The sequence below is a fragment of the Methanimicrococcus blatticola genome (assembly GCF_004363215.1).
GTDB classification, from domain to species: domain Archaea; phylum Halobacteriota; class Methanosarcinia; order Methanosarcinales; family Methanosarcinaceae; genus Methanimicrococcus; species Methanimicrococcus blatticola.
The window spans coordinates 41,096-61,048 of the sequence record NZ_SNYS01000005.1 but is presented as its reverse complement, the minus strand read 5'-3'; the positions used below and the strand labels follow the sequence as shown (position 1 = coordinate 61,048).

Annotated in this window: 16 protein-coding genes and 1 tRNA gene; 5 read left to right on the top strand and 12 right to left on the bottom strand. The window is 42.4% G+C overall.

Features of this window, described 5'->3' with window-relative positions; genetic code table 11:
• Window positions 1-144: 144 nt before the first annotated feature.
• From C7391_RS00275 to C7391_RS00265, 3 genes are all read right to left on the bottom strand, one after another.
• Window positions 145-1,692 carry a replication factor C large subunit gene (locus tag C7391_RS00275; RefSeq protein WP_223610924.1) on the bottom strand — a complete coding sequence of 516 codons (1,548 nt, stop codon included), beginning with the start codon at window positions 1,690-1,692 and terminating at the stop codon, window positions 145-147.
• An 88-nt stretch (window positions 1,693-1,780) separates the two neighbouring features.
• Window positions 1,781-2,800, bottom strand: coding sequence for a type II glyceraldehyde-3-phosphate dehydrogenase (locus C7391_RS00270; RefSeq protein WP_133516874.1), 1,020 nt, complete (start codon window positions 2,798-2,800; stop codon window positions 1,781-1,783).
• Window positions 2,801-3,025: 225 nt separating this feature from the next.
• Window positions 3,026-3,997, bottom strand: coding sequence for a damage-control phosphatase ARMT1 family protein (locus C7391_RS00265; protein WP_133516551.1), 972 nt, complete (start codon window positions 3,995-3,997; stop codon window positions 3,026-3,028).
• A 104-nt stretch (window positions 3,998-4,101) separates the two neighbouring features.
• Here C7391_RS00265 and C7391_RS00260 point away from each other — a divergent pair, with 104 nt between their 5' ends.
• Window positions 4,102-5,676, top strand: coding sequence for a sulfatase-like hydrolase/transferase (locus C7391_RS00260; RefSeq protein ID WP_133516550.1), 1,575 nt, complete (start codon window positions 4,102-4,104; stop codon window positions 5,674-5,676).
• Between the two features lie 53 nt (window positions 5,677-5,729).
• Here the strand turns inward: C7391_RS00260 and C7391_RS00255 are convergent, their stop codons facing one another.
• Window positions 5,730-6,122, bottom strand: a complete 393-nt coding sequence (locus C7391_RS00255) for a carboxymuconolactone decarboxylase family protein (RefSeq protein ID WP_133516549.1) — start codon at window positions 6,120-6,122, stop codon at window positions 5,730-5,732.
• A 401-nt stretch (window positions 6,123-6,523) separates the two neighbouring features.
• On the opposite strand from C7391_RS00255, the gene C7391_RS00250 reads away from it, so the two are divergent.
• Window positions 6,524-7,096, top strand: a complete 573-nt coding sequence (locus C7391_RS00250; protein ID WP_133516548.1) for an FKBP-type peptidyl-prolyl cis-trans isomerase — start codon at window positions 6,524-6,526, stop codon at window positions 7,094-7,096.
• Between the two features lie 110 nt (window positions 7,097-7,206).
• Here C7391_RS00250 and C7391_RS00245 read toward each other — a convergent pair whose 3' ends face one another.
• From C7391_RS00245 to C7391_RS00235, 3 genes are all read right to left on the bottom strand, one after another.
• Window positions 7,207-7,587 carry a hypothetical protein gene (locus C7391_RS00245; protein ID WP_133516547.1) on the bottom strand — a complete coding sequence of 127 codons (381 nt, stop codon included), beginning with the start codon at window positions 7,585-7,587 and terminating at the stop codon, window positions 7,207-7,209.
• A 234-nt stretch (window positions 7,588-7,821) separates the two neighbouring features.
• A tRNA-Arg gene (locus tag C7391_RS00240) sits at window positions 7,822-7,912 on the bottom strand.
• Window positions 7,913-8,021: 109 nt separating this feature from the next.
• Complete coding sequence (locus tag C7391_RS00235; RefSeq protein WP_133516546.1) at window positions 8,022-9,953, bottom strand: site-2 protease family protein; 1,932 nt, start codon at window positions 9,951-9,953, stop codon at window positions 8,022-8,024.
• Between the two features lie 480 nt (window positions 9,954-10,433).
• Between C7391_RS00235 and C7391_RS00230 the strand changes: the two genes are divergently transcribed.
• The 3 genes from C7391_RS00230 (at window position 10,434) to C7391_RS00220 (ending at window position 16,052) form a co-directional block, all read left to right on the top strand.
• On the top strand, window positions 10,434-12,482 hold the full coding sequence (locus C7391_RS00230; RefSeq protein ID WP_166627331.1) for a beta-propeller domain-containing protein: 2,049 nt from the start codon (window positions 10,434-10,436) through the stop codon (window positions 12,480-12,482).
• Between the two features lie 135 nt (window positions 12,483-12,617).
• Window positions 12,618-14,204 (top strand): thiamine pyrophosphate-dependent enzyme, encoded by a 1,587-nt coding sequence (locus tag C7391_RS00225; RefSeq protein WP_133516544.1) that lies wholly within the window; start codon window positions 12,618-12,620, stop codon window positions 14,202-14,204.
• Window positions 14,205-14,288: 84 nt separating this feature from the next.
• Window positions 14,289-16,052: a DUF4139 domain-containing protein gene (locus C7391_RS00220; protein WP_166627330.1), complete on the top strand. Its 1,764-nt coding sequence runs from the start codon at window positions 14,289-14,291 to the stop codon at window positions 16,050-16,052.
• Between the two features lie 186 nt (window positions 16,053-16,238).
• Here the strand turns inward: C7391_RS00220 and cutA are convergent, their stop codons facing one another.
• From cutA to hypD, 5 genes are all read right to left on the bottom strand, one after another.
• Window positions 16,239-16,589, bottom strand: a complete 351-nt coding sequence (cutA, locus tag C7391_RS00215) for a divalent cation tolerance protein CutA (RefSeq protein ID WP_166627329.1) — start codon at window positions 16,587-16,589, stop codon at window positions 16,239-16,241.
• A 29-nt stretch (window positions 16,590-16,618) separates the two neighbouring features.
• Entirely contained in the window at window positions 16,619-17,680 is a 1,062-nt protein-coding gene (gene hypE, locus C7391_RS00210; protein WP_133516541.1) for a hydrogenase expression/formation protein HypE, read from the bottom strand.
• A gap of 25 nt (window positions 17,681-17,705) precedes the next feature.
• Window positions 17,706-18,395, bottom strand: coding sequence for a hydrogenase nickel incorporation protein HypB (hypB, locus tag C7391_RS00205; protein ID WP_133516540.1), 690 nt, complete (start codon window positions 18,393-18,395; stop codon window positions 17,706-17,708).
• Window positions 18,396-18,469: 74 nt separating this feature from the next.
• The gene (locus tag C7391_RS00200) at window positions 18,470-18,838 is read right to left on the bottom strand and encodes a hydrogenase/urease maturation nickel metallochaperone HypA (protein WP_133516539.1); all 369 of its coding nucleotides are present in this window, start codon (window positions 18,836-18,838) and stop codon (window positions 18,470-18,472) included.
• Window positions 18,839-18,851: 13 nt separating this feature from the next.
• Complete coding sequence (gene hypD / locus C7391_RS00195; RefSeq protein ID WP_133516538.1) at window positions 18,852-19,946, bottom strand: hydrogenase formation protein HypD; 1,095 nt, start codon at window positions 19,944-19,946, stop codon at window positions 18,852-18,854.
• Window positions 19,947-19,953 lie beyond the last annotated feature (7 nt).

Here is a 19,953-nt window from a genome sequence, read left to right as displayed (position 1 = left end):
AGAGTTTATGCCGAAAATGATGCGGCCTCCGCGCGCGAGCAGCATCATTTTTTAAAAAAGAATAAAAATGAACCATCGTTTTTCAAAAAAAATAAAAAAGAATCATCGTTTTTCAAAAATCAAAAATAAAATGAAAGAAAAAAATCAAAAATCGAATAAACTCTTTTGGTTTTTCGGTTTTTCTTCTGTTTTTGCGGCAGCTTGTTCTTCTTCCGCTTTCTTTTCTTCACTTTTCTTCGTGATTTCTTCAAGTGTCAATTGATTTTTATCTGCCGCTGCCACCGTGCTTCTTTTTTCCGATTCCGGCGTTTTAAAGAATTCCGGTTCTGCCGGTCGTTTAGCATCGGCGATAAAGCGGGATTTTTCATAAACCGACTGAACTTTCTTCGTCGCGGATTTTGCTTTTAACAGATAAACCAATTCATCCATGTCAAAATCAGATTCACCGGCAAGCGCAATGGCGTATTCTTCATTTTCCATCAATTTCCGGTAATACGGAATAATTTCATTACGGGAGACACGCATGGATTTGCCGTGACGCGCCGAAATTTTAACGGCGATGTTGTCACGCATATTGCGAACGGAACGCGATTGCCCCATCCTTTTCCATTTCGACGGCGACGTATATTTGATAAATCCTGAATAGTCTTTGGAACGAACAGACATCGGGCCGACTGTTGTCATAAAACCGGCATAGCGCCACATTCTGTAAGTTTGACGGCGGCGCACGCGCCCGAGGTATAAATCTGCTTTTGAGAGAACCTGATATCCGTTTGCAACATCCGGATTGATGCCGTTTGCGGATTTCCCGTCGGAACTCTGATTCGGGAACTGAATCGGCAGATTTTCATCCACCCATAAAATCAAGTCTTCAGGCGTTTCATCAAGCGTTTTGACCGCGTCTAAAGCGTCAGAGCGGTGATGTCCCTTAAAGACCTTCACAAGAGCCTTAAAAATCGTTTCTTTCACGTCTCTGCCTGAGATGACAATGTCCTCATCGGCAATTTCCGTTTTGCCGACAGTTACTGCCTGCAAATCATTAATTGCGCTTCTGACGTCACCGCCTGCATTCTCGGCGATTTTCAAAATCGCGCTTTCAGCGGCTGTTATGCCTTCATTTTGACAAATCTTTGTCAAAACCGGAACAAGAGATCGCGTTTGAATTCTTGAAAATTCGATTTCCATAGATTTGGAGCGAATCGTTTGCGTGATGCCGTAAACATCATTGGCAATCAACAAAATCGGCTGCGTTGTTTTATCAATCACGTCAGCAATTGCTTTGCTGCCGCCTTTGTCATACGTGCCGTGCAGATTATCCGCTTCGTCCAAAACAATCAGTCTTCTGCCGGATGATTTTTTCCCGTCTTCATCGACTTCGTGGCTGAAAAGCGTGGTCGTTTTGGATGCCATTCCCGCAATGCGTTCAATCACGTCTGCCGTTCTCTGATCACCGGCATTCATCTCGACGTATTCCCATCCCATCTCAGCCGCTAAAACCGCAGCGGAAGATGTCTTGCCGATGCCTGCCGTCCCGTAAAGAATGACAGCTTTTTTCTCGGGAACGCCTTTTTCCCATTCTTCCGCCCACAGGCGAAGCTCATGAATGGCTTTTTTGTTGCCGATTAAATCTTTAAACGTTTTCGGGCGATATTTTTCCGCCCAATCATTTTGAATGACAATTTCAACAGACATGATTGTTTCACGGGAGAGGCATTGATTTTTATCTTTTAGCTTTTGTTTTTTTAGCTTTTTATCCTTTTAGCTTTTTGTTCTTTTATTATCAGCATTTAAAGCCGATGCCCATTGATTTGTTTGTCTTTTCAATGGATTTCAAATTATCCTTTTCAAGTGACATCATTGCGCGAATGGCATCAACATTTTCGGGAATAACATCTGATTCCTGATGAATGGCTTGGAAGAAGTAAAGTTCGCCGTCGTCGACAGAGACGGAATCTCTGAAAACGCAGTTTTCCCACATGTCGTTTCTCGGTCTCCCCAAATCGCGGCCAAATTCAATGATCTGCGCCGTTGCGGAAATGCCGTCGGCAATCATTCTGATGCGCGGGCGGGATGCGAATAAGTTTTTCACGTCTTCTGCGCTGCATTCCGTTTTCAATTGAATATTCAGGACGTGAAGGTGCATAAAAGAAGTCGGGGCTTTGATTGCCGCCGATGTAATATTGATATGAGGCATGATGGTTTTAACGTCCGGTCCGTGGTGTGACGGTAATTTAATCGGGTCTAAAACAAGCGCGTCAATCGGGCCGCTTTTGATGTCTCCCGGGTCGCCGCCTCTTCTGACAATGGTGACGCGGACTTTTTCAACGCCGTATTTTTGATCCAACGGATAAATCACGCGGCAAAGGCCTGTTGTGTTGCAGGAAACGACACGAACGTAATCGGCACCGATGGCATCGGCATAATTTGCTTCCGAATTAAATGAAATCGGTGCGATGTCCTTGCTTTCACCGCCCTGCCAAATGGCTTTCACGCCTTCTTTTTCGTAGAGCGCTTTGTTGGAGACGCCGATTTTTCCGGGCGTGCAGTCAACAACGATGTCGGCTGCTTTTACCATGTCTTCAATGGAACCGGCAATTGTATATCCGTCATTCTTAAATGAATCAATTTTGTCGGCAGGCGCATAAATGTTGTATCCTTTCATTGCAGCCGTTTTGGCTTCAAAGTTCGGGCGAGTTTTTGAAATCCCGATTATTTCCATATCATCCTGGAGCGCAACAGCATCAGCAACGCGTTTGCCGATTGTGCCGTATCCGTTAATAGCGACTTTAACTTTAGACATGTCCATCTGTACCTGCTTCTTTTAAAATAATAATTCTAATAATTTTGATAATTTTAATAATGAGTTTAATAATAATTTTTATTTCAAAAATTCGAACAAACCAAAAACACGGTTTTTAAAACCAAGGCGGATAGTTTATTTATAATTGTTGCAAATCGGATTTTTACTGTTTTCATTTATTGTTTTTATTTTGTTTTTATCTTATCCGGTTTGATTTTCATTTTTTTATTCGATTTCCAGCTTTGCAATGGACTCTCCCATCTCAACACCCAACGATTCGGCAATCGCTTCACATTTTGATCTCAACAGATAGGCAATCGGCCGAATAGACTTCTCATCCGATAAGCTTTCATAATTCGCCATGCCTTTGCTGATGACGATTGTTGCTTCTTCCATTGCTTTTATTGTTTCTGACGGTGTTTCTTCAAGTATGACACCGATTGCGTTTGATCCCGTTGTTAAGATACGGTCAGCGACGGATGCCATGTCCAACTCGTCCGCATCTGCTCTTGTCGCATCCGTCAAAATCGGCTCACCTCTCACAACCAAAATTAATTCCGGGAGGACAGCTTCAGCGTTTTTCTTTTCGTTTTTTTCGTTTTCATATTGAAGACGCTGAATGTGTTTAATGACTTTCAAAACCTCGCGGTCATAAACGATTTCGCCGCAATTGTCGGTGATATAAACAACTTTTTGGAGTCGGTTCATCATTTCTTTTGTGTCATTGATGTCCAATCCTTTTTCAAAAAATGAAACAAATTTCAGTTTGAAATCCTCGTCGGAAGCGTCAAGCCCCATAACGCCGAAATCAAAATAATTCCCGATGACCGCGGCCAAAACGGCTTTTTCAAACGTTTCTTCCAACGGCTGCGGACTGTTTTCAACAGTGTAAGCTTCTCCTTTTTCATTTTCCCCGTATATGATTTTTTGAACAGACGGGAGAAGTTCCAAAGCCGTTTTGGTGTTCATTTCCTTTACTTCTTTATACGGGTCGTGATTTTCAAGAACTTCAAAACAGCGGCGATGAACTGCGGTTCCGATGTGCGTTGATGTTCGTGACGGGTCATATTCATCACCTAAAGCAGAAATACATTCTTTCATAACTTTATGAATCAAATCGGCATCGTCTGTGACGAGATTGCATTGGTAATGAACGCGCGATAAAAGACAATAAGTGCAGCGGGGATTAATTTTCATGAGGGACAGTCCTATGTCGGAAAAATACATTTTAGTTTTGATTTAAAGCTTTCTGTTTCGAAAATTTCGGCAATTAATTATGTTTCAGGCATTTTGTCCCATTCATGACATCAATCAAACTATCAATCAAACCATCAATCAAATCTTTCATTTTATGCGTTTTGCTTCTTTCGATTCTTTTTTCGTTTTCCGTCCCTGCTTTTGCGGCCGATTCCGGTCAGCCTCAGAATAATACGTTTTACACAAATCTCAATGAAAATAATACTTTACCCGACGGGGCTGTTTATTTAATCGTTGACGGGCTCGGTTCATATTATCTGTTTCCCGAATTAAAGGGCGAAACACTTTCCGGCGAATCTGTTCAAAAAGCTTCTCTTTCCGTTTTGCCGAATATTTGGGATCGCGGGTTCCGAATTTCTCAAATGAAAGTTCCTGTTCCTGTTACTGAAAAAGGTCATTCTGTTCTTGTTACCGGAAATCCTTCAGCGGATGCGGAAATTGTCGGGTACGCGGAGTCAACGGTTATGGATGTTTTGAGGGAGGAGGGATTTTTATGTATCGGAATCATGCAGCGCGGGGATTTCGAATCGATGCGCAGCAAATTCGATGTCATCATTTATGATAAAACAAACTCGGTCAACAATATGGATTTTACAATTCAGCAAAATTCATTTAACGGCTCGAATCAAGCTGTTATCAATGACATCGTTTCCGTTTTTAATTTTCAGAAAAACCGCGCTTTGTCCTACATTAATACAAAAGACACCAGTGAGAAGTATGCCGGTTACAATCGCTGGGGATTGGATACCGCTTGCGAAGTTTTATCCGTGATGGAAAAATATCCCGGGCAAAAATTTATTCTTGTCATCAGCGTCGGCGCCGTCGATTCAACCGGGCATTACCGCGGCTATTTTGCTTATTTGGATGCTGTTGAAAAATTGGACAAAGATTTGGAGAAATTATTTGAAAAATGCCGCCGCAATAATCTTTTCTTTTTATTGACGGCCGATCACGGCATGGCTTTTGAAGAACAGAACAAAAAAGGCGGCGGGCACAGTTCAACCAAATATTCCAAAACCAAAGAATCTTTGAATATTCCGTTTATCGTTTACGGAAATTCAATTCAGAAAAATGTTGTTTATTATGAACAAACAGGGCAGGAAGACATTGCGCCGACTTTGCTGTCTTTATTCAATATTCAAACACATCCGCGATTTTCAAAAGGAAAAGTTCTGCCGGCGAAAGAAAAAGCGGCTTTTTATCTTCAAGCGCCTGAGCCTGTTCAAATTCGTTTGTTTCAACTGACAGGAGACGGCGAATCTGAAGTTTTCAATTCTTTGGGATTTAATCGAAACGCCGTTTTTTCACAATATTCAATCGCCGGACTGACACCGGGAAGTTATTTGCTGAAATGGGATACGGCCGATTCAAAAATGAAATATGTTCAGTCTGAGATCAGATTTCAAATAACGTCTGATACATCAATTGATTTATCAGATTATTTAATCAAATCATCCGATTCCCTTTTGCCGATTTCAAACGTTCTTCCGCAATCCGATTCCAAAATTTCATCAAAATACATGAAACCGATTTATTACCTGCTGATTGCGGTCATTAATATTGCAGGAATCGGCGGCATTTATTATTTTTATAAAAAAAGTGGTTTTTCAAAAATATAAAAAGAAAGATGAAATTTCATTTTTATCATCTTTTCATTTTGTTTTAATTTTGTTTAATCTCTTTGACAATTGCCGCCTTCTGTTTTGCTTTCCAGAAGAAGCACTTTTAAAGCTTCACGGCAGGCGGCAACGGCAGGCGCGCCGGATGTGATGGAAATCACTTCCATTGTTTCCATGATTTCTTCTTTGGTGGCGCCGTTGTGAATGGCGCTTCTCATCTGTGACATCACGCATGATTCACATTGCTTGGAAGCGACAACTGCAAGCGCCATTAAAATTTTTGTTTTTGCGGGGAGAACGCCGTCTGTCAAAAGTCTGCCGTCACAGCGGCCGTAACGCTTGACAAAATCTTCATCAATCTCTGCTAAAGTTTCAAGAACGTGGGGTGTAAAACCCATTTTGTCGCCGATACTTTTTACAATTTCTTTTCCGGTTTGTTCTTCCATTTTTTACCCTCTCAGTTTTTATTTTGTAAAAATTCTGTTGAATTCTCTGATTCTCGTAAATTTTATAATTATGTATTGATAAATTCAATCTGTTTTATTTATATATTCCGTTTTTTAAAACCGTTTGAAACAGCGAAAATCAATTTTTCCAAAGGTAACTTTTTTAAATAAAGGATTCTTTTCATAATCAATTGATACCTGTTATTGTTTTGTACTTCATACAAACGCAGGAATGTCTGAAATTTGTTTATCTTATTTCGGTTTTTACAAACATTTTTCAAACTCATCGTGTTTGACGGTGTTTTTGATTTATCATGTTTATTACTCATGATTCTATGATTTATGATTTACAGAGTTATAAATTAATTAAAATTTATTAATAATCATATCGGGTTATACATATGGCAAAAAAAGTAAATCCAATGTTGGCAATTGTAGGCGGTTTGTTTGCCGTCCTTTTGCTCTTCTCAATTATTGCAGTTGTCCTTTATCCGGGACCGGCGATCAGTTCTGACCACGGCGTACAAGAGGGCGACACCGTTTCTGTTCATTATGTCGGGAAACGTGTAGATGGGACCGTTTTTGACTCCAATCAGGGGGAAGACGGCAGAGAACCTTTGACATTTGTTGTCGGCAGTCACCAAGTTATAAAAGGATTTGAAAACGGTGTTATCGGCATGGAATCTCACGAAACCAAAATCGTGACCATTTCGCCTGAAGACGCTTATCCGTACAATCCTGACATGGTCGTGACATACAACAAAACTGATGTTATCGAAAGCCTCGGATCAACACCCGAAGTCGGCGATAAATTGATGTTGGTTACCGGAACCGGTGCTGTTGTTGAAGGTATCGTTACAGAAATCACACAAACAACAATCGTCATCGACTTCAATTCCGAACTTGCCGGCGAAACGCTTGTCTTTGAAATCACAATTGTTGATATTGTCAAAGGCGAAGGCGGCAGCCACTAATCATTTTCAATTTTTTCAATTATTTGAATTTTAAAACGGCTTTTGCCGTTTTACTTTCTCTTTTTTGTTTATCTATTATTCATTAATTTCTGGTTTACATTCCGGGTTTTTCATTTATTATAAACGCGGGGCAGTTTTTGTAATATTTTTAAAGCCGGGCGATTCGCGCGAGCGGCAGCGGTTGGTGTACCAAACGGTGAGGCGGCAACAGCGAACGCAAACGGTAGGTGGCAGCAGCGAATGCAAACGGTAGGTAGCAGCAGCGAATGCGAACGGTAGGTAGCAGCAGCGAATGCAAACGGTAGGTAGCAGCAGCGAATGCGAATGGTAGGTAGCAGCAGCGAATGCGAACGGTAGGCAGCAGCAGCGAATGCGAACGGTAGGTAGCAGCAGCGAACACAAATGGTAGGTAACAACAGCAAAAGTGAATGGTAGGTAACAGTGCCCACGTTCGCGCAGCGAACGGCTGCCATAAAAAAGAGCTGATGCATGTAAAAGTGCCGCACACGCACATTTTATTGTAAAGCAGTGGTTCAGTTTTGCTGTATCGGCCAGGCACGAATCCGCAAATTTCCGATTTTTCATTTCGCTTCGCTCCATTCAAAATCGAAAATTAGCGGGTGGTTGTTTTGTTTTTTCATTCATTTTTCGAAAAAACGGTGTTTGGGTCTTGCTTCAAAATAATCAAAAAAAGGAAAATAAAAAACAAAAAGAAAAATAAAAAACGGGCCTATTGCGACTCGAACGCAAGTCGACGGATGTCTTCACAAGCAAATGTTTCGAAGTCCGTCAGGATATCCGCTACCCTATAGGCCCAGAAGTATCGGGCTCAAAGACGGTGTCTTTGATTTTATAGTTTTTGCAATTGCCCGATAAGCCTGTGTTATTATTGCGTTAATTACGTTATTTTGTTTGATTCATTTGATTAATTCAGATTAAAGAGCCTGAGAACATACGGCCCGATATACGGCCAAATGAACATCAGCAGGAATGACAGGAAAATAAAGCCTGACAAGTAGGTGCTGGCTCTGAAAGACATGCGTGTTGCTCTTTCAGGATTCATTTTGAGCTTTTCGGCAATCTTGACAAAATATGTCCGGAACAAATGACCGCCGTCAAGCGGAATGGCCGGGAGGCAATTGAAAAGACCGACGTAGAAGTTCAGCCAGGCTACCCAATAGAGCAGATTGGCAATCCAAAAGATGCCGATTCCGAGCGGTTCAGCCCAGCCGACAGGTTCGAAGAATTGCATCATCGCATCCGAAAAACCGCCGAATCCGTCACCGAGAATGCTCATAAACGGCATCATCATCAGAATCAGCAAAACGGAAAAAATCGTCATGACAGATTCTTTCGGTTCTGAAAAATCAAATGAATAAAGCAAAGACGGGAGTGTTTTCATGTATTCCAAATAACCGCCTGCGTTAAATTCGCCGACGGAAATGCCTAAAAGCGAAATTTGGAACGGTCCGGGCGTGTAATAAATTCCGATGTAAGCCTTGGATTCATCATTCGGATTAGAAGCCAATGTCACCGAAATTTCTTGTGTTTCGACAACGGCACCGTTTTCATCATAATTTTGAACCGAAAGGAGAATTGTATCCCCCGGCGCCTTTGTTTCCATAATTGTTGAAAAGTCTGCTGCGCTGACTAAGTATTCATCATCCACTTTAAAGATGAGGGAATTCGCTTTCAACCCGGCAGAGTCAGCCGGAGAATCCGCATTAACAGACTGAATTAATATGCCTGCATAATTTATGTTCTCGGCAGACGCGTTTGTCACAATTTCATACTCTTCAATCACCCGATCATAAGACGCGCGAACCGTAACGGCATCGCCGGGCGTCACATTTGCCAGTGCCTGATTCACGGTTTCAATATCTGTCACATTTTGACCGTTAATGCTGACCACAACCATTTCTTTTGTTAAACCCGAAGACACGGCAAGATTATCAGCATCTGTGATTTGAAGCGTTCCAATCGGGGCCATTGCACCGAGAACGGGGCCGAAGAAAAGAATGCCTGCAATCAGCGCGACAACGAAATTAGACATGACGCCTGCTGCCAGAATGCGTGAACGCTGCGTTTTAGTGGCGGCTTTCGGTTCCTCTTTCTTATTATTGCCGACCTTGTCGCCGAAAGTTTCAGAAACGGCAGAATTCGGGGAAACCGAAGAAACCGGGAAAACTTCTTCAGCATTTTGTTCCTCTTCCAGTCTCTTTTTTTCCAACTTCTCATGTTCGCGTATTTCTTCAATTGTTGCCGTTAAATCATCAAACTCGCTTTCTGATTCAATATCCGTTTCATCAAAAACGTCTAACTCATCGCCGTAAAGCTGTTTTTCATCAATTTTTGCGAATCCGCCGATTGGAAACAGCGCGACAATTAAACCGACGGAATGAACCTTGATATCTTCGACGCGGGCGAGAACGGAATGCATCATCTCATGGATAAAAACAGCCACGATTAAAGCAATGGCTCCCCAAACCAACGGAATGAACTGATTCACGCCCGGAATCAGGAAAATATTTTGGATTTCGGTGTATTCATTCGGCTCCATCGAAACGCCGTCTAACGCCTGCTGAAAAAGAGCAAGATCTGAAAAAACGACCAGCGAAAACATGAAAATCATGCCGGCAAACATCAAAATAATGCCGATATTTGCAAACAAACGCCAAAACCATCTCGGTGCCGCGATTTTATCCAATAAATGAAGACCTTTGGTTGTTTCAATCATTAAAATCGGACCGGTCGCCGAAATGTTGTATTTCGCCAATGTGCCTCTTTTTTTCAGCCAATAAATGATTGCCCAATAAACAAAAAAAGCAAGAATCAAAAGTTGTGTTGTTGTTTGCAATAAATCACCTGCTATTCGCGGATTCAATATTTAGAATTCAATATTTGAGTTAGAATGCAGATGTCAATTAAAATTGTTTGGATTTTGAACGGTCTGTATAGATTTAGTCTGTATGGATTTCGTCTGTATGGATTTCGTCTGTATGGATTTCGTCTGTATGGATTTCGTCTGTATGGATTTCGTCTGTATGGATTTAGATTTTGTATTTTTCCCCTTTGGCGGTATCTATATACTTTTCAAGAAGTCGTCCGTTAACTGCAATTTTGTTTGCAGCTTAATAAATATATAAATAGATTCTAACCCTTTTTTTCAATACAACTTCAATGCCGCTGTACTTATTTTATTATTTAAGTTTACCGACATTGAATTCAATATATTTTATATGATTAACAAATTTATCAATTCATAAAAATGAATTTTAAATAATTCACAATCAATATTTGCACTCTTATTTCGTTGAAAGTTTTAATGAAGGTTTATATGATGAAAAAAATGCATATCCTTTTGGTTTTATGTCTTGTCGTTGCCGGCGCAGTGATTGTCGGCGGCTGTTTATCAGCCGACAATGATAAAGATTTGAACAATGTCGGCATGACATCGTTTAAATCAGAAAAAGAATTGAAAAATTATCTTGAAACAGGCAGCACATCCGGAAGATCCGTTTACGGATCAACCAATTATGCGAAATCATCCGGCGTCGCGCCCGAAGCGGCACCGGAACCCATGGCAATGGACGCAATGACAGAAGACGGAGGCGGAAATTCAGGCGGCGTTGATTATTCAAAGACCAACGTTCAAATCGCCAATGTCGATGAAGCCGATATCGTCAAAACAGACGGCAAAATCATTTACTACACGCCCGGTCTGTACTATCCGACAAATGTTACGCTTCACGACGATTCCAAGTATCCTTACTATACTTATGATACCTATCAAATCACGCTTGTCATTAATGCAATGCCCGCAGAAACCGCTTCCATTATTTCTCAAATTAAAGAAACAGGCGGCAACCTCTATTTGGCAGACGACCTTTTAATTACAATCGCAACCGGGTACAACGAAAGCAAAATCATCGCTTACGATATTTCCGACCCGTCAAACCCGAAAGTCATGTGGGAACAATCCTATGAAGGATATTATGTTGACTCCCGCCTCATTGAAGACAAATTGTATTTTGTCGCCAGTGAATACGGTTTCGGTGTTTTCCCGATGATGTACATGGGCAAAGAATTGGCCTACGCTGACTGCTACTACCCGTACGGTCCTGAGATCATCCGACCCGCTGCCGACATTACTTATTATGTCACAAAATTGGATGTTAAAACAGGCGATGTCGATGATACAAAAGCGTTCATCAGTTCCTACAGCACAACAATTTTTGTCTCCGGCGACAACATGTATTTGACCAACTATTACTATCCCGACACTCAAATCATGTTTTTGGATTTTGTTGAATCAAACGGGTCAAACTATTTGTCCTCCGACACCATGAAATATGTCAAAAAGGTGATGGGCTACGACTTGAGTACACGCATTAAGTATATGGCTGTCTCAGAAGCAATTGGCAATTACACTTCCGACTTAACGGAAGATGAATACACCAATTTCTATGATTCATTCTACAAAGACTACAACGCTTACTCCTCCGCATTAATCATTGAAGCCGAGAAGACAACGATTACAAAAATCAATTTGGAAACCTTTGATGTTGTTTCAGGCGTTGTTCCCGGAAGAATCAATGGCAAGTTTGCAATGGATGAAAAAGACGGCTACTTCCGTGTTATTTCAACCGTCGGCGATGATTACAGAACCGAAGAAAGCACGCTTCGTTCCATTGTCAACATCTTGAACGCTGAAATGGAAACTGTCGGAACACTCGACAATATCGCAACCGGTGAATCTATTCAAACAACACGCTACATCGGAAACACGCTTTATTTGATGACATACACTGACGGCGACCCGTTCCTCTTGATTGATTTGAGCAATCCGGAAAGTCCGGCCGTTCTCGGTGAAATGAAATTGCAGGGCACTTACAGCTACATTTACCCGATCAGCGACACACTGCTTGTCGGTTTCGGCTACACGGGCGACTGGAGAGACTGGCGCACAAAACTTTCCCTCTACGACGTTTCCGACCCGGCAAACCCCGTTGAGTTGGATGTCTTCTACTTCAACGCCGACGAATATGTCAGCGTTTACGACTACCACGGATTTACATGGAACGCCGCCAAGAATCTCATGATTGTTTCCGGCTCAGACACCGCCTATGTCTTTGAAATCAAAGACGGTCAGATTAAACTGATGAAAGAGGATGTTCACAAAGACAGCTACGTTGTCCGCTCCGCTTACATCGATAATTACCTGTATGTGTTCTCTAACAAAGAAATCCACATCTACAACATGACCAACTGGCAGCGTGTTCAGGTGATTCCGATCGAACAGCCGGTTTACCCCGACTACGGAACAATTTACCCGACACACGATGAACCGATTTACGGAACGCATGAAACTCCCGTTTACGGATGAATTTTTGAAATAAATCAAAACATAAATTCAAAGTAAATTAAAAAATAAATTAATTAAACGAAGCCGATTTATTTCGGCTTTCTTTTTTCTTTTTTTACTAAAAACTAAATATACTCCTCCCGCCTTTTTCTTTTCATGACCTTTTTATCGGGCCTTCAAGCTGTTCTTAAATCCGCTGCCGACAATCATGTCAGCGCCGTCTTCGGCGTTCCCGGTTCTCCAACAACGGATGTCGTCACAGCATTTCAGGAGTCGCCCGAATTTTCATCAACCTCTGAATGGTTCATGAATGAAAAAATCGCTTTTGAATGGGCACTCGGAACTTCTTTTTCAGGAAAACGGTCTCTTGTTGTTGTCAAACATGTCGGCATGAATGTTTTAGCCGACCCGCTGATGACATCTATGATTCACACCATCGGCGCGGGTCTCGTTATTCTGGTCGGCGACGATCCTGAAGTAACGGGATCGCAGAACTCCCAGGATTCCCGATATTACGGCAATCTTTCAAGGTCGCCTGTTTTTGATCCTTCAACACCGCAGGAAATTTATAATTTTTTGACGGCGTCATTTCAGTTATCCGAAAAAATCAAAGCACCCGTTATTGTTCGTGTAACGGCGGCAATTTTAAATGATGAAGCGGAAGTTAAAGCCGCGGCAGATATTTCGGCTGCCGATTCGGGTGCTGACCTGAAAACCGACAAATATGTTTGGCAATATCGAATGAAGGGGCGTTATCAGCGTTCACATTACGCCAACGATTCTGTTTTATCAAAAACCGCCGCCGATTTTTGCCGGATTGGAAACGCTGCATCCGGCGGCGAGAATTCTCTCGGGATTATTACGTCAGGATTTTGTTATTCGCGCACAATCGCCGTTTTAAAATCAATGCCGAATATTCCTGTTTTAAAAATCGGTGTCGTTTCCCCGCTTCCGATTGAACAAATCCGGCAATTTTTGGAAAAACACAAAACGGTTTTGGTCATTGAAGAATCCGAACCGGTTATCGAAGATCAAATTCGGGTTTACGGAAATGTCATCGGGAAACGTTCGGGGCACTTGCCGTTTGGCAGCACGGCCGAAGCGCATATCTTATCCGCGATTGAAAATTCAAATCAGCCGTCTGTTCCGATTTCAACAAATATTGAAATGTTTAAGCGGCCTGCCGATAATTCTTATTTCTGTGACGGCTGTCTTTATCCCGCTTTTTATGAAATGCTCGGCCGATTGAAAGAAAAAACAAAACTGCCGGTGACAGGCGATATCGGCTGTTCCATGTACGGCATTGTTGCGCCGTTCTCTGTTTTAGATTCCGCTGTCTCGCTCGGAGCCGGCATCGGTATCGGCTCCGGCGTCAGCCGCGCTGTCGGCAAAAAATCAATTGCCGTTATCGGCGACTTCGGTTTTTTCCATTCGGGTCTGCTCAGTTTGATTGAAGCGGCTGAAAAAGGCGTTTCCGAACTCGTTTATGTGATGCATAACTCGGCGGCGGCGATGACGGGCGGGCAAGCGGTTTATGATCCGGAAAATTTAATCCGCGCCGCCGTTCAAACAGGGTCAATTCCCGATCAGTCCACGATTCAATCCTTTGATTTTGACGTCTCCGCTACAGGAGAAGTTTTAAATAATGAGATGCAGTTGCTTTTTGAAGCGAGTTCTAAAGAAATTGAGAAAGAGGGCATTTCCGTTATCATTGTCCGTTGGAAATGCCGGAAACACAAATAATCGACTGCGTCGGCAATGAACCGATTCCGAAGTGAACAGCAGCGATATGATATTTTAATAAATTTATTATTGGAGGCAATAGCTATGGAAAATTATACAATCTCATCAAAAGTCGAAGAAGCATCTGTTTTTTATAACGGCGCCGAATTGGTGCATACAGCAAAAGCGACTCTCAAAAAAGGCAGCAGTGAAGTTTATATTGACGGCTTCAGTCCGAGCACGGACCAAAAAAGCATCAAAATCAAAACGACAAACGGTGTCGTTATTTCTTCTTTTGAATTTTCAGTGAATTATCTGAAAGACGAATCTTTGGGGGAGGCGGCTCAGAAATTAAAAGAAGAAATTCAAGCGCAGCAGAAAGAATATGAAAAAGTCAACACGGCGATTCGTATCAATGAGGAAATGCTGAATATGCTTCGCGAAAGCATTGAAAAGAAAACATCCGGCCCGAAAAAAGGAGCCGACATCAATGAATTGATGAAAGCGCTGGACTTTTTCAAAACCAAATCCGTCGAATTGGAAGACGCGCTTTTTGATGACCGCGAAAAATCGAATTTGATTCTTGAAAAAATCAATGACTTATCAGCTCAGTTCAATCAGGAATCCGCAAAAAATACAAAAGCGTCAGGCATATTAAAGCTGAACCTTTCAGCCCCTGCCGACTGTGACTGTGATTTGATGATTCGGTGCTACACGTCCAACGCCGGTTGGTATCCGTATCATGACATTAACGTGGCCACCGCCGACAGTCCGGTTAAAATCATTTCTAAAGCCAAAGTTCGCCAAACAACAGGCATTGATTGGGAAAAGGTTAAAATTACGCTTTCAACGGCTGTTCCGAGCATGGGAAAAACCGCGCCGCTCTTTAACGCTTGGTTTTTGAATTTTGTTGAACCGTACCGCCCGCCTGTTTCAGTGCCGGGAATTATGCAAAAAAGTGCGGCCCGTTTGGTTCAAAACGACTATTCTTATGATTCTAAAATGGCGGAAGTTTCTGCCGTTATGGAGTATCAAGAGGAATGCTGCGATTTCAATCCGGTTGAACCGATTTATGTAATTGACGGCGTGATTGTTGATTCCGGTTATTTCTATTCCATTGACCAATCCATGGTAAAAGAAAATGTCTTTTTGGATCCGGCAACGGCTGCCAGTAAATTCGGTCCTCACGCATCTGCCGGCGCTTATGTCATCACGCTGAAAAGCGGCATGGAAGATTTCGTCACGGAATCCGAGAATCAGTTAAACGTTACTTATGAAATTGATTTGCCGTATTCTATTCCGGGCAACGGCAAAGAGCAAAGCATTGAACTCAAGAGCAGCGAAATGCCAGCGACATTTATCTATTACTGCGCGCCGAAATTGGATTACGAAACCTATTTGATTGCAGAAATCGCCGGCTGGGAAAGCTTGGGTTTGCTCAGCGGCACTGCCAACGTCACTTATGACGGTACTTTCATCGGCGAGACGTACATTAATGCCGACTCGACGAGTGACAAGCTGTCATTGACGCTCGGAACAGACAAACGCGTTACCGTCAAACGCGAGAAGATGAAAGAATTCAGCAGCAAAGGCTTGTTCGGAAGTGACATGAAGCAGGAATTCGCTTACCGCCTGACGGTTCGAAACAACAGAACCGTCGCCGGTCGTATTGTTTTAAAAGACCAGTACCCGATTTCTTCCAACAAAGAAATCACGGTTGAATTGTCAAAAGAATCGACGCCGTTTTCGTTTAATAAAGAAGATATCGGCGTTGTCACTTGGGAATACGATATGAAGCCGGGAGAATCAAAAGTTTTCAATCTGGTTTACAGCGTGAAATATCCCAAAGGAAAAGAATTGAATTTTTAAATTAAAAATCAAATTCAAAATTAAATTTGTAAATTTAAAAATTGAATTTATGAATTGAATTCAAATTGAATAATTTGTAAAAAGTAATTGTAAAAAATTAATAAAAATGAAAAATTATAAAATTAATAAAAAATGCCGGATTTTTCCGGCATTTGGTTCTATTTTTTTATTTTTGAAATTTTAATTTTATTTGTCTAAACTGTCGTTCATCCATTTTTCAAAACCGGGGCTGTAACCTCTGATTCTGAGTTTTAAAATCACCGGGGTCTCATACGGATGTTCTTTCAATATGAGTTCTCTGGCTGCTTTCCATTTGTCGCCTCTTGTTTTAAAGAAAACGGCGTATTCTTTCTCTTCATAAACGCGTTCATTCCAGGAATATATTGAATCGTGTTCACTGATATTTGCACAAACAACCAATTTTTTCTGAATCAATTTTTCCGAAATTTTCATTACGGTCTTTTTCGCAGGAAATGTCGCGTAAATAAAGATGTATTGATTTCTCTTATTGCTCTTTTTCTTATTACTCTTAGACATGTTAACCATCTCTTCCATACAACAAACTTTTAACAAACACGCGGAATCGGGTCACCGGTCGGTACATCGACGTAACGCGTGCTTCCGAGTTCCGATATCAAAATCACTTTACCGGGTTTTTCCTCCGTGACTTCACCAATGATTGCCGCGTCTTTACCGTACGGGTGGCTTTTCAGAAGCTTAAGGACCGCTTTTGCACACTCCGGTCGAACGCCGATAACGGCTTTTCCTTCGTTGGCAATTTCAAGGGGATCTAACCCGAGCATTTCACATGATGTAAAGACAGCTTCCCGAATCGGGAGCTTTTCTTCATAAATTCGAATGCCGACATTGCTTTTTTGCGCCATTTCATTTAATGAATCGGCAACACCGCCGCGTGTCGGATCTTTCATGGCGGTGACGGCTCTTTCTCCGGCTTGCGTTTGAACGGCCAAAAGCGGTTCAATCATTTTCCAAAGCGGCGCCGTATCGGATTCCAAATCAGAATTGAATTCAAACCCTTCGCGTTTGGTCAAAAGGGCCATGCCGTGATCGGCAATGTAGCCGGAAACAATCATTTTATCGCCGATTTGAAGTCCGCAGTCGCGAACAGGCGCGTCGCAGATGCCGATTGCGGCAATATTAATGATTATTGAATCTAAAGCGGTTCCTTCAACGGTTTTTGTATCGCCCGTAATCAGCGGAACGCCGATTTCAACAAGCGCGTCATTCATGGAATGAACCACTTTTTCCAAATCCGTTATGCTGAAGCCTTCGGGAATAATCATGCCGCTGCTGACGGCAAGCGGGCGCGCGCCCATGACGGCTAAGTCGTTGATTGCGCCGCAGACTGCGACTTTGCCGATGTCGCCGCCCGGGAAGAAAATCGGCTTCACAACATGGCTGTCGGTTGTCATCACAAGTTCCGCTTTTTTGTTATTGTTCAAAAAATCGCGGTCCAATTCAATTGTCGCGCCGTCATCTAATGCGTCTAATCCGACGGAGCCTGCAGACGTATTCGTGAAATTCTTTAAAATGATTTCACCGATCAGCGACTGCATCTGTTGGCCGCCTGCGCCATGTTCCATTGATATTTTATTTTCTTTTGCCATCTTATTTGTTTCCCGAATCTTTTAATTAATTTCCGTTTTTCTTTTCAAGCATGGCATCTTCAATGGTTTTTACCCATGCGGCAACGGTTTCTTCCTGCTTTTTTGAGGTTAAAAGAACCGGTATTTTATCATTTAATGATTTGACATCGCGAACCATCGTTTCAGGATTGACGCCGACGGCTTCGGCAATATCAATTTTGTTGATGACTGCCAAATCAGATGTCTTGAATATGACGGGATGTTTTAAAATGATGTCGTCTCCTTCGCTGACACTGACAACAACGATTTTCATATCTTCGCCGAGATCAAAGTCGGTCGGGCAAATCAAATTGCCGACGTTTTCAATAAACAAAATATCGTAACCGCTCAAATCATTCTTTTTGAGCAAATCATTGACAATGTGCGCATCCAAATGGCATTCTTTTCCGGTATTGGCCGGAATTGTCTTGATGCCGAGCTTTTCAAAGCGGGACGCGTCCATATCGGCAATTACATCGCCGGCAATGGCCGCGACTTTGTATTTGCTGCCGAGCGCTTTGATGGCTTCTTCAATTAATGTTGTTTTCCCGGAGCCGATAGCTCCCATAATATTGACGGAGAAGACGCCTGATTTTTTAAGCGTCTCGCGATTTTTGTCGGCCAGCTTTCTGTTTTCTTTAAAAACATCATGGCCGATGTTAATAATGTGTCCGGTTGCCAAAAAAGTATTCCACATTTCTTATCCCTCTTGTTTTTTATTTTATTCTTTTTTATTTATTTTCTTTTGTTCGTTTTACGTTTTATTTATTATTAATCAATATCAATCGAATCAACAACGAGTTCCGTTCCGCCGATTACTTCCACATTTTTGCCGCAAAGCGGACAAATCAAAGAGACCAGATATTCCAGCATATCCAAGTCATCTTCCGTCTCATCCGGTTTTCCGAAATAACCGCAAGCGCATTTAATTTCCGGGTCAATATATTCAAATGAATAAGACGCGTTTTCGGCAATGGTTCCTTCTCCGATGGATTTTAAACAAAATTCCAATTGCATCGGATTGACGTGGGCGATTCTGCCGACTTTTACGCTGATGCGGTTGACGATTTTCGCGTTGTTGTCTTCGGCTGTCGTCAAAACGCTTTCCATCAAATCCATTGCCAGAGAATATTCATGCATTTTCGTCTCTCCGTTAATCGCGGCAGTATTTGTACCAGCTGTGGCACATGCCTTCGTCGCTGACCATGCACGGTCCGATCGGATTTGTCGGTTTACACGCTTTGTCAAACATCGGGCAATCGGCAGGCGTTGCTTTTCCGGTCAGAATGGTTGCGCAGATGCAGTTCTTCTTCTTCTTGCTGCGGATTTCACGAAGTTTGTTTAAATCATCTTCATAGATCTTTTTGAATTTGACGGCCGCGTCGTTTTCTTGATATTTTTCTTTTAAACGGTAACCCGATTCGGGAATAATCCCAAGCCCGCGCCATTCGACGTCAACAATATCAAAAACATCGTTCATCATTTTGATGGCAATCGGATTCCCTTCGGTTTTAACCGCGCGCATGTAGGCGTTTTCGACATTAGATGTGCCGGCTTCCATTTGGTCCAAAAGCATTTTGATGCCCAAAAGAATGTCATATGATTCAAATCCGGCAACGGCAATCGGATATCCTTTTTCCGCGAATTCTTCGTACGGGACGGTTCCGGTAATCACGGCGACGTGACCCGGCGCGATAAATGCGTCAACATTGATGTCCTGAACAAGCAGATTGATTGCCGGCGGCGTTAATTTGAGTGATGTATATATTGAGAAGTTGGAAGGCAATCCGCGGCGAACGGCAGCAGCTGTCGTCGGGATAGTGGTTTCAAAGCCGATTGAGAAGAAAACGATTTCTTTTTCGGGATTTTCCTCGGCAAGCTTAACGGCATCGTCAATTGAATAAACCATACGCACATCGGCGCCTTCGGCCCGCGCGTCAAACAAACTTTCTTCTGTTCCCGGAACGCGGAGCATATCGCCGAATGTGACAACGGTTAATCCTTTTTTTGCCAAAAGAATGGCGGCGTCAATGTCATCATCGGGCGTGACACAAACGGGACATCCCGGGCCGCTGAGAACTTCAATTCTGTCGGGAAGTAAACTGCGGATGCCGTATTTTGCAATCGTGCGTTCGTGCGTGCCGCAAATGTGCATAATTCGCGCCGGCTTCGGGTAGGCGGCAATGGATTCAATCAACTTCTTTTGAACTTCCACCGGATTTTTAACAAACGGATCTGTTTTCGTCATCATTATC